The sequence below is a fragment of the Pseudomonas cichorii genome, from assembly GCF_019719005.1.
In the GTDB taxonomy this organism is placed as follows: Bacteria; Pseudomonadota; Gammaproteobacteria; order Pseudomonadales; family Pseudomonadaceae; genus Aquipseudomonas; species Aquipseudomonas cichorii_E.
Genome location: NZ_JAIGPJ010000065.1, coordinates 1 through 9,904 on the forward strand (window position 1 = coordinate 1; position 9,904 = coordinate 9,904).

The 9,904-nt window shown below is 58.3% G+C and carries 8 protein-coding genes; 1 reads left to right on the forward strand and 7 read right to left on the reverse strand.

The features are described 5' to 3' along the window. Positions 1 to 124 precede the first annotated feature (124 nt). From garD to K5D32_RS25430, 7 genes are all read right to left on the reverse strand, one after another. Positions 125 to 1,678: a galactarate dehydratase gene (gene garD / locus K5D32_RS25400; protein WP_117166365.1), complete on the reverse strand. Its 1,554-nt coding sequence runs from the start codon at positions 1,676 to 1,678 to the stop codon at positions 125 to 127. A gap of 10 nt (positions 1,679 to 1,688) precedes the next feature. Continuing rightward, positions 1,689 to 3,068 (reverse strand): MFS transporter, encoded by a 1,380-nt coding sequence (locus K5D32_RS25405; protein ID WP_221577690.1) that lies wholly within the window; start codon positions 3,066 to 3,068, stop codon positions 1,689 to 1,691. 168 nt (positions 3,069 to 3,236) lie between these two features. Continuing rightward, on the reverse strand, positions 3,237 to 4,148 hold the full coding sequence (gene kdgD, locus K5D32_RS25410; RefSeq protein ID WP_221577689.1) for a 5-dehydro-4-deoxyglucarate dehydratase: 912 nt from the start codon (positions 4,146 to 4,148) through the stop codon (positions 3,237 to 3,239). A 285-nt stretch (positions 4,149 to 4,433) separates the two neighbouring features. Beyond that, positions 4,434 to 5,183 carry a FadR/GntR family transcriptional regulator gene (locus tag K5D32_RS25415; RefSeq protein WP_221577688.1) on the reverse strand — a complete coding sequence of 250 codons (750 nt, stop codon included), beginning with the start codon at positions 5,181 to 5,183 and terminating at the stop codon, positions 4,434 to 4,436. Between the two features lie 98 nt (positions 5,184 to 5,281). After that, positions 5,282 to 7,009 (reverse strand): ABC transporter ATP-binding protein/permease, encoded by a 1,728-nt coding sequence (locus K5D32_RS25420; RefSeq protein WP_221577687.1) that lies wholly within the window; start codon positions 7,007 to 7,009, stop codon positions 5,282 to 5,284. A gap of 90 nt (positions 7,010 to 7,099) precedes the next feature. Continuing rightward, positions 7,100 to 7,663, reverse strand: a complete 564-nt coding sequence (locus K5D32_RS25425) for a response regulator transcription factor (RefSeq protein ID WP_221577686.1) — start codon at positions 7,661 to 7,663, stop codon at positions 7,100 to 7,102. Then, positions 7,660 to 8,919 (reverse strand): ATP-binding protein, encoded by a 1,260-nt coding sequence (locus K5D32_RS25430; protein WP_025258430.1) that lies wholly within the window; start codon positions 8,917 to 8,919, stop codon positions 7,660 to 7,662. The genes K5D32_RS25425 and K5D32_RS25430 overlap by 4 nt, the downstream gene beginning before the upstream one ends. Before the next feature lie 184 nt (positions 8,920 to 9,103). Here K5D32_RS25430 and K5D32_RS25435 point away from each other — a divergent pair, with 184 nt between their 5' ends. Next, on the forward strand, positions 9,104 to 9,817 hold the full coding sequence (locus tag K5D32_RS25435; protein ID WP_221602275.1) for an SIMPL domain-containing protein: 714 nt from the start codon (positions 9,104 to 9,106) through the stop codon (positions 9,815 to 9,817). Positions 9,818 to 9,904 lie beyond the last annotated feature (87 nt).

The following is a 9,904-nucleotide window of genomic DNA, read 5'->3' on the forward strand; positions in this document are numbered from 1 at the left end:
ACACATCTTGTTGATATCACCCTCCAAGCCTAGCCTCTCTCGTTGGGTGCAGATCAACATACAAGGAGCGAATTCCTTCGTGAAGGCCTTTCGCGAATGAATTCGCTCCTACTGGCGCACCGGATCAGGTAATCGGAGCCGGGTTGAACAGGGTGATGTCGTTGTGCAGGCGGTAATGCTCGGTCCAGGTCTTTTTCTTGCCGCTGGCCACATCCAGATAGAAGTGGAACAGCTCCCAGCCCAGGTCTTCGATGGTCGCGCGACCGGTTGCAATGCGTCCGGCGTCGATATCAATCAGGTCGGGCCAGCGCTGGGCCAGTTCCGTACGGGTCGAAACCTTGACCACCGGGCTCATGGCCAGGCCATACGGCGTACCACGTCCGGTAGTGAACACATGCAGGTTCATCCCGGCAGCGAGCTGCAAGGTGCCGCACACGAAGTCACTGGCGGGCGTAGCGCAGAAAATCAGCCCTTTGCTCTTGAACCGCTCGCCTGGGCCAAGCACGCCATTGATGGCGCTGTTGCCGGACTTGACGATCGATCCCAAGGACTTCTCGACAATGTTCGACAACCCGCCCTTCTTGTTGCCCGGCGTGGTATTGGCGCTGCGATCCGCTTCGCCCTTGGCCAGGTAACGGTCGTACCAGTCCATCTCGCGTACCAGTTCCTGCGCAACGGTTTCATCCTGTGCGCGGGAAGTCAGCAGGTAGATGGCATCGCGCACTTCGGTCACTTCGGAAAACATCACCGTCGCGCCAGCACGCAGTAGCAGGTCCGAGGCGTAACCCAGTGCCGGGTTGGCGGTGATGCCGGAAAACGCATCGCTGCCGCCGCACTGCATGCCCAGAATCAGTTCAGACGCCGGCACGGTTTCGCGACGACGCTGATCCAGCTTTTTCAGACGCACTTCAGCCAGTTCCATGATCTGTTCGACCATTTCATTGAAGCCATGGCTGGCATCCTGAAGCCGGTACAGCCATGGCTCGCTGAGATCCACGGAGCTGTCGTCTTCATGCATGACCTGCCCGGCCTGCAATTTCTCGCAGCCCAGGCTGATGACCAGCGCTTCGCCGCCCAGGTTCGGGTTGCGAGCCAGGTTGCGAACGGTGCGGATCGGAATGTAGGCGTCAGTTGCCGAAATCGCCACGCCACAGCCATAACTGTGGGTCAGGGCCACCACGTCATCGACGTTGGGATAACGCGGCAGCAGTTCGTCACGGATACGCTTGACCGCAAAATCCAGAACACCGGTCACACACTGAACAGTGGTGGTGATGCCCAGGATATTGCGAGTGCCCACAGTACCGTCGGCGTTGCGGTAGCCCTCGAAGGTGTAACCCTCCAGCGGCTCCCCTTTTTCCGGTACCGCATCGGACATCGGCAGGCTGTCCAGCGCCGGCGCAGAAGGCATGCGCAACAGGTCTTCCCTGACCCAACTGCCACGTGGAATAGGCTGCAATGCATAGCCGATGGTGTGCCCGTAACGAATCACGGCCTCCCCTTCAGCCAGATCCACAGTACTGACCTTGTGGCTCTGCGGTACGTTATCGACAGTCACCAGCCCGTTGTCGAACTCGGTTCCGGCTGGAACGCCCTGGTCATTGACCACTACCACCACGTTATCCAGCGGATGCAGCTGGATGTACCGTGGAGAGTCGGCATGTTGAATCAGGTTCATCACGGTTACCTCAAGATTTGGCTTGGGAAAGGTCGCTGGCTTGATCGTCCAGCAAAGGCCCCTTGGTTGGCGGCTCTTTCAATTCCACACGCTTGATTTCACCCACTATGAAGATGTAGCTGATTACCGCCACCAGCGCGTTCGCGCCGACGAACACCAGTGCCCACTTGAAGGAACCCGTGGAGCTGATGATGTAACCAATCACGATCGGAGTGGTGATCGAGGCAATATTACCGAAGGTGTTGAACAGGCCACCGCTCAGACCGGCGATCTGTTTAGGCGAAACGTCGGACATCACAGCCCAGCCCAGCGCACCGACGCCTTTACCGAAGAACGCCAGGGCCATGAAGCCTACGACGACCCATTCAACATCGACATAGTTACAGGTGACGATGGAAGTCGACAGCAGCAGACCACAGATGATCGGTGCCTTGCGGGCGAAGGTCAGCGAGTGGCCTTTGCGCAGCAGGTAGTCGGAGATGACACCACCGAGCACACCACCGATGAACCCGCAGATAGCCGGCAAGGACGCGATGAAGCCAGCCTTGAGGATCGTCATGCCGCGTTCCTGTACCAGGTACACCGGGAACCAGGTCAGGAAGAAGTAGGTGATGCCGTTGATGCAGTACTGGCTCAGGTAGATACCGAGCATCATGCGGTTGGTCAGTAACTGGCGAATGTAATCCCAGCGCGGGCCACCGCTTTTCTTGTCCTTGCTCTTGTCCTGGGTATCCAGATCGACCATGCCGCCGTTGCTGGCGATGTGCTCGATTTCGGCTTCGTTGATCAGCGGATGGTTGCGCGGGCTATAGATGACTTTCATCCACAGCAGCGAGAACACGATGCCGCCGGCGCCCATGACGATGAAGACATGTTCCCAGCCGAAGGTGTAAACGATCCAGCCCATCAGCGGAGCGAACAGTACCGTAGCGAAGTATTGCGCGGAGTTGAAGATCGCCGAAGCAGTGCCGCGTTCGGCAGTCGGAAACCAGGAAGCCACGATGCGGGCGTTACCCGGGAAGGACGGCGCTTCGGCCAGGCCTACCAGGAAGCGCAGCATGAACAGCGCGACGATTGCAGTGGAGACGCCAAACTCACCCACATAGCCTTGCAGCAGGGTGAACAGGGACCAGGTGAAAATGCTCAGGGCATAGACTTTCTTCGACCCGAAACGGTCGAGCAGCCAGCCACCGGGAATCTGACCGGCCACGTAGGCCCAGCCGAATGCAGAGAAGATGTAGCCAAGGGTTACGGCACTGATGCCGAGGTCTTTCTGAATGCTTGAACCGGCAATTGCGATGGTGGCTCGGTCTGCATAGTTGATCGTGGTGACAAGGAACAGCATCAACAGGATCAAATAGCGGACGTGAGTCGGCTTGGACTTTTGCATGTTTTTGAACTCCCACTCATTATTTTTTTACGCGGGTAATACATTTTTTTTGGGTCCAGCTCTGCAGGCCCCTTAAAAGTGTCAGCGGCGATGACAACTTTTACCTGCATGGTCTTGCGGCCTAACGACAAAACCGCTGATCACTCAGCGGTTTGCCTGTAGCGGGTGTTACTGCTTGCCTTGCTTATCCATCAGCGCAGCCAGCAACTCGACTTCTTCGGAAGTCAGGTCAGTCAGCGGTGCGCGAACCGGACCTGCATCGTAACCAGCGATTTTTGCGCCGGCCTTGACGATGCTCACGGCATAGCCGGCTTTACGGTTGCGAATGTCCAGGTAAGGCAGGAAGAAGTCATCGATGTACTTGCCGACCGCTTCGTGATCGTCACGAGCGATAGCGTGGTAGAAGTCCATCGCCAGCTTCGGAACAAAGTTGAATACAGCCGAGGAATAGACCGGTACGCCCAGTGCCTTGTAAGCGGCGGCATAGACTTCAGCGGTCGGCAGACCACCCAGGTACGAGAAGCGGTCACCGAGACGACGACGGATCGAAACCATCAGTTCGATATCGCCCAGGCCATCCTTGTAGCCGATCAGGTTCGGGTTGCGCTCGGCCAGTTTCTCCAGCAGCGGAGCGGTCAGGCGGCAAACGTTACGGTTGTAGACGACAACGCCGATCTTGACCGACTTGCAGACCGCTTCAACGTGAGCGGCAACGCCGTCCTGGCTGGCTTCAGTCAGGTAGTGCGGCAGCAGCAACAGGCCTTTGGCGCCCAGACGCTCGGCTTCTTGAGCGTATTCGATGGCTTGACGAGTCGGGCCACCGACACCGGCCAGGATTGGCACGCTGGTTTCGCACGTGTCGACGGCAGTCTTGATGATTTCCGAGTATTCGCTGGCAGCCAGGGAGAAAAACTCGCCAGTACCACCGGCGGCGAACAGCGCGCTTGCGCCGTACGGAGCCAGCCACTCAAGGCGTTTGATATAGCCAGCGCGGTTGAAATCGCCCTGGGCATTGAAATCGGTAACCGGGAAAGACAGCAGACCGGAAGAGAGGATGGACTTCAGTTCTTGTGGATTCATTATTCGAACACCCTGTGGGACAGAATTATTAGAGGATCACCGGGGGCAGATCCGATGTCGTAAGTCATCGTACAACCGAAAATAAAATGTCTCAACAGGGATTTGCAGGTTTTTCGGAACTAAAGCGATGAAAGGGCTTAGAAGCCTTTGAAGACGGGGGGTTGGGGGATTTTGGAGGAAGGGGGGTAGTTATAGGATCACTAGGGGATTTTGGGCTACAAGCTACAAGCTACAAGCTACAAGCTTTTGACTTGAAGCTTAAAGCTTGCAGCTTGCAACCGGCCTTTATGCCCTCTGCGACTCTGCCTCTTCATGCGCATGGCGCAGCCGTTCGCGGCTGTTGGTCAGGTGCAGGCGCATGGCGGCGCGGGCGGCCTCGGAGTCCTGGCGGGCGATGGCTTCGTAGATTTCTTCGTGCTCGCGGCTCAGGCGGCTCATATAGTGCTGCTGATCATCATGAGCCAGGCGTGCCGAATTCAGGCGTGTGCGCGGAATGATGCTGGTGCCCAGATGGGTCATGATGTCGGTGAAGTAGCGGTTGCCGGTGGAAAGCGCAATCTGCAGGTGGAACTGGAAGTCCGAAGCCACGGCATCGCTGGCATGGGCTGCACTTTCGTTCAGAGCATCAAGGGCTGCACGCATGGCAGCCAGTTGCTCATCGCTGCGACGCTGCGCTGCAAGGCCCGCAGATTCGACTTCCAGGCTGATACGCAACTCCAGAACCGCCAGCACATCACGCAAGGTGACGATGGTGGCCGGATCGATCCGGAAACCGCTGGGGCTCGGGATATCCAGCACGAAAGTGCCGATACCGTGCCGCGTCTCGACCAGACCGGAGGCCTGCAAGCGGGAAATGGCTTCGCGAACCACTGTGCGACTCACGCCCTGCTCTTCCATGATGGCGGATTCGGTAGGGAGTTTGTCGCCGCGCTTGAGCTGTCCGCTGCTGATACGCTCAGACAGTTCAGTCACCAGCTCTTGCGCAAGGCTGCGGTGCTTTCTGCGTGGGCGAGGCGCAGCGCTTTGCTTTTCCATATCCAACATCGATCTCGGCACTATTAAACAAAGACCAATCATAGCTCAGCGGTTATACGATAACACCCTGAAAACCTGAGGAGGGGGACAGACAGAATTCAGACAAAGTATTGCAGCCTCGTCTGTTCAAGCAGTTTTTCCCCTTCCACACGCAGATACCGATCATGGAAACGCTTGAGACTGCTGCGGTGCCCGATGCTGAGAAGCGTCATGTCGGGCAGCTCATCGATAAGCGCCTGATACAGTGCCGCTTCGTCTTCTTCATCCATGGCAGACGTGGCCTCGTCCAGATACAACCACTTGGGCGCAAACAGCAGGGCGCGGGCGAAAGCGACACGTTGTTGCTCGCCGGGCGATAACAGGCGCTGCCAATGGTTTTCTTCATCCAGTCTCGCGACCAGATGCTCCAGGCGGCAGGTGTGCAAAACCTCGACAAATCGCTCGGACGAATACTGTGACGTGGCCTGTGGATAACTCAAGGCTTCACGCAACGTGCCGATGGGCAGATAAGGCTTTTGCGGCATGAACATGTAACGCTCGTCCGGCAAGCGGATGTGTCCCTGCCCTTCATGCCATAAACCGCCCAGAGCGCGCAGCAAGGTGCTTTTGCCACTTCCAGAGCGGCCACTGAGCATGACCCGCTCGCCCGCCTGGATAGACAGACTCGCATCGCGCAACAGTTCGCGACCACCGGCGAGGCCCAGCCCAAGCGTCTGCAGTTGCAAAGCTTCGCTACCACGACTGAGGGTAATAGCCGGACGATGCGCTTCGTTGTCATCCATGCCTTGGCGGAAGCTGAGCAGCCGATCACAGGTCGCGCGCCACGAAGCCAGCGAGGCATAGGCCTCGATGAACCAGCTGAAGTTTTCCTGCACATTGCCAAAGGCCGAGTTGATCTGCATCAGATCCCCCAGCTCGATCTTTCCAGCGAAATACCGGGGCGCCGCGACGATGAAGGGGAAGATAAGCGCAATCTGCGAATAGCCAGCCGTGAAAAAGGTCAGGCCTTTCTGAACCTTCATGATCGAACGGAAGTTGCTCCAGATCATCCCGAATCGACTGCTCAGCCGCTGCTTCTCGTTGGGCTCGCCATCGCACAGCGCGATACTTTCGGCGTTCTCCCGCACGCGCACCAGAGCAAAACGCAGATCGGCCTCAAAACGCTCCTGCTGGTTGTTCAACACAATCAGGCGCCGCCCGATCAAGTGCGTCAGCCAGCTACCGACCACGGCATACACCAGCGCAGCCCAGAACATGTAGCCAGGAATCGTGACACCCAAGACGTCGATACTGCCCGACACGCCCCACAGGATGACCGAGAACGACACCAGACTGACCACCGTACTCATCAGCCCGATCCCCAGCGACAGGGTTCGACTCGTGAACTGATCGAGGTCTTCGGACAGGCGCTGGTCAGGGTTATCGGTGTAACCGGCCTGCTCCAGCTGGTAGTAATTCTTGTGGCTGAGCCACTTGGCAAAATGCTGCTCGGTCAGCCAGCGGCGCCAGCGAATGGTGAGCATCTGCGTCAGGTAGAGGCGATACACCGCGACCAGAATCGCCAGGGCAGCGATGCCGCAGAAATACAGAATCAGGTGCGTGAAAGACGCCAGGTCTTTCTTTTCCAGAGCGTTGTAGAAATCCCGGTACCAACTGTTGATCTGCACCGAAATTTCCACACTGAACAGCGACAGGGCAATCACCGCCGCCAGCAGCAACCAGGCCATGCGCTTGTCTTCGCTACGCCAGTAAGGCGTGATCAGCTTCCAGACTCTGGGGAGGAACGTACCGCTCGGGGCGTCGTTGACTTCAGGGTTGCGATTCATGATTCAGGCCCGGCTTCTCTATCAGAAAGAAGAACAATGCCCGTTCACAATGAAGCAAAAACGCCCTCTGACCTCATGAATAAAACTTCATCAACGGCGCACAGGGCGCTTCTGCAATTTGCGCTGCAAGGTGCGGCGGTGCATGCCCAGCGCACGGGCCGTGGCCGAGATATTGCCTTCATGCTCGGTCAGTACCCGCTGAATGTGCTCCCATTGCAGGCGATCCACCGACATGGGGTTTTCCGGCACCAGCGTGTCCAGGTTCGCATGCTCGGATAGCAGAGCCGCCAGCACGTCGTCGGCATCCGCCGGTTTGCACAGGTAGTTGCAGGCGCCGCGCTTGATCGCTTCGACCGCTGTCGCAATGCTCGAATAACCGGTGAGGATCACCACGCGCATTTCCGGGTCCAGCTCCAGCAGCTTGGGCAGCAGCACCAGGCCCGAGTCGCCGTCCATCTTCAGGTCGAGCGCGGCATATTCAGGGATATCGTGCTGGGCAATCACCAGCCCTTCTTCGGCCGAACCTGCGGTGCTGACCCGAAAGCCGCGACGGCTCATGGCCCGCGCCATGACCCGGGTAAAGGTTGCGTCGTCGTCGACCAGCAGCAAATGCGGAAGCTCTTCGCCTTCGACCTGGATGTCATCATCACTCATGCTTCATCTCCTTGAGTGTCACGAGGCAAGCGCAGCTCGGTGAGCGTGCCGCCCTCTTCATGACGGTAGAGTTTTACAGAACCCCCGGCGCGGGTAACGCTGGCTTTGCTCAAAAACAGGCCCAGGCCGAAACCTTTGCCCTTGGTGGTAAAGAATGGCTTGCCGATCTGCTCGGCAATGGCCAGCGGCACACCCGGCCCGTGGTCACGAATATTGATACAGATTTCCGCACTGTCCCAATCCAGGTTGACCTCCAGCCCGTCGGGACAGGCATCGGCCGCATTGTTCAAGAGGTTGAGCAGCGACTGGGTCAGGTCAGGCGGCGGCGCCAGCATCGGCACCTTGTCCTTGCCCAGCTGGAAAAAACGATAACTGACTTCAGGACGCATCAGGTGCCAGCGGTTCAGCGACTCGTCCATCCACTGAATCACCGTCTGATATTCCACCGCCATGCGCCGGTTGGCTTCAGCGGCACGCACCAGTTGCTGAAGCGTCTGCTTGCACTGCTTGACCTGTTCCTGCAGGACCGAAAGATCGTCCTGTAACTCGGGATTGCTATGATCCTGGCGCATTTCCTTGAGCAACACGCTCATGGTCGCCAGAGGCGTGCCCAGCTCATGGGCTGCGCCTGCGGCCTGGGTTGCAACGGCCAGCAATTGCTCGTCACGCAGGCCCTCTTCGCGGCGCACCGCTCGCAACTGCTCCTGACGACGCAGTTCTTCGGCCATCTTCGCCGCAAAGAACGTAATGACCGACGCCGCCAGGGCAAAGCTGAGCCACATGCCATAGATCTGCATGTTCTCTCTGGAGATCGGGTAGGTTTCCAGCGGATAGGACCGGTACAGCAACGCGGTATAAAGCGTCAGGGCGATACCGGACAAGATCAGGGAATAGCGCCATGGCAAGGTGACGGCAGCGATGGTCAGCGGCACCAGATAATAAGACACGAACGGGTTGGTCGAACCGCCGGAGAAATACAGCAATGCACTGTGGATGATCAGGTCCAGCGCCAGTTGCAGCGCGTACTCCAGCTCCGTGACAGGCCAGGAAGTGCGCAAACGCACGGCAGTCAGCACACAGAGCGCGACCGAACAGCCCAAGGTAATCGACAGTGGCAACCAGGGCAGCGGCAGCACATTGAACAGCCAGGCAATGCCGACCGAACCGGCCTGTGCAGCCAGCACCAGGGTGCGAATGAACGTCAGGCGCCACAGGTTCTGGCGCGAGGCTGAAAGCATTTGAACGGGGGCGAGCATGAGCTCTCCTGATGAGCGCTCCAGGCGAATCGAAACGAGTATAACCAAGCGAGAGGCAAAACTGGAAAAGTGCGTCAAAGCGCCACATACCGGACTGTCCGGAACCGGAACTGTTGGCTACAGTCATATAGCTTTGCATCAGTCCGACAACCGCCGGATGACGCTTTATAACAAGGAGTTGCTCATGTTCAATCTTCGCCCTGTCGCCCTGGTCATCACGCTGGGAATCACGATCCTGGCCTGTGCCCAGGCCATTGCCGAGGAACCTCGTTACAACCAGATTTCATTGCGCGCCGAGGTCAATCAAGAGGTCCAGCGCGACCTGATGCTGGTCACGCTCTACAGCGAAGCCCAGAACAGCGACCCGGCAAAGCTCGCGGCACAGATCACCGAAACCCTGAACAAGGCCCTGGGCAAGGCGCGTCAGGTCAAGGACGTGACGATCCGCCAGGGCAGCCGCAACAGTTACCCCATCTACGACGAGAAAGGTCAGTCGATCACTGGCTGGCGTGAGCGCGCCGAACTGCGCCTGGAAAGTGCCGACTTCGCCGCGCTGTCCAAGCTGACGGGCGAGTTGCTGACCGACCTGAAAATGGGCGGCATGGACTTCTCCATCTCCACCCCGACCCGCAAGGCCAGCGAAGATGCCCTGCTCAAGGATGCCGTGACCGCGTTCAAGGCCCGCGCCCAACTGGTCACCGAGGCTCTGGGTGGCACGGGCTACAAGCTGGTGAACCTGAACCTCAATACCTCGGGTTATCCACAGCCTTACCTGCGCGCGCCGGTCATGATGATGAAAGCCGAACGCGCCGACGCCGCCCCGACGCCTGATGTCGAAGCCGGCACCAGCCAGGTCAGCGTTGCGGCCGATGGTGTGATCGAGGTGCAGATTCCCTGACGCTTCTTCGCGAATGAATTCGCTCCTATGTATGGACTCGCCCCCACTGTCAACCCGCTTTGCTTTTGAACACCGCTACCCGGTTGC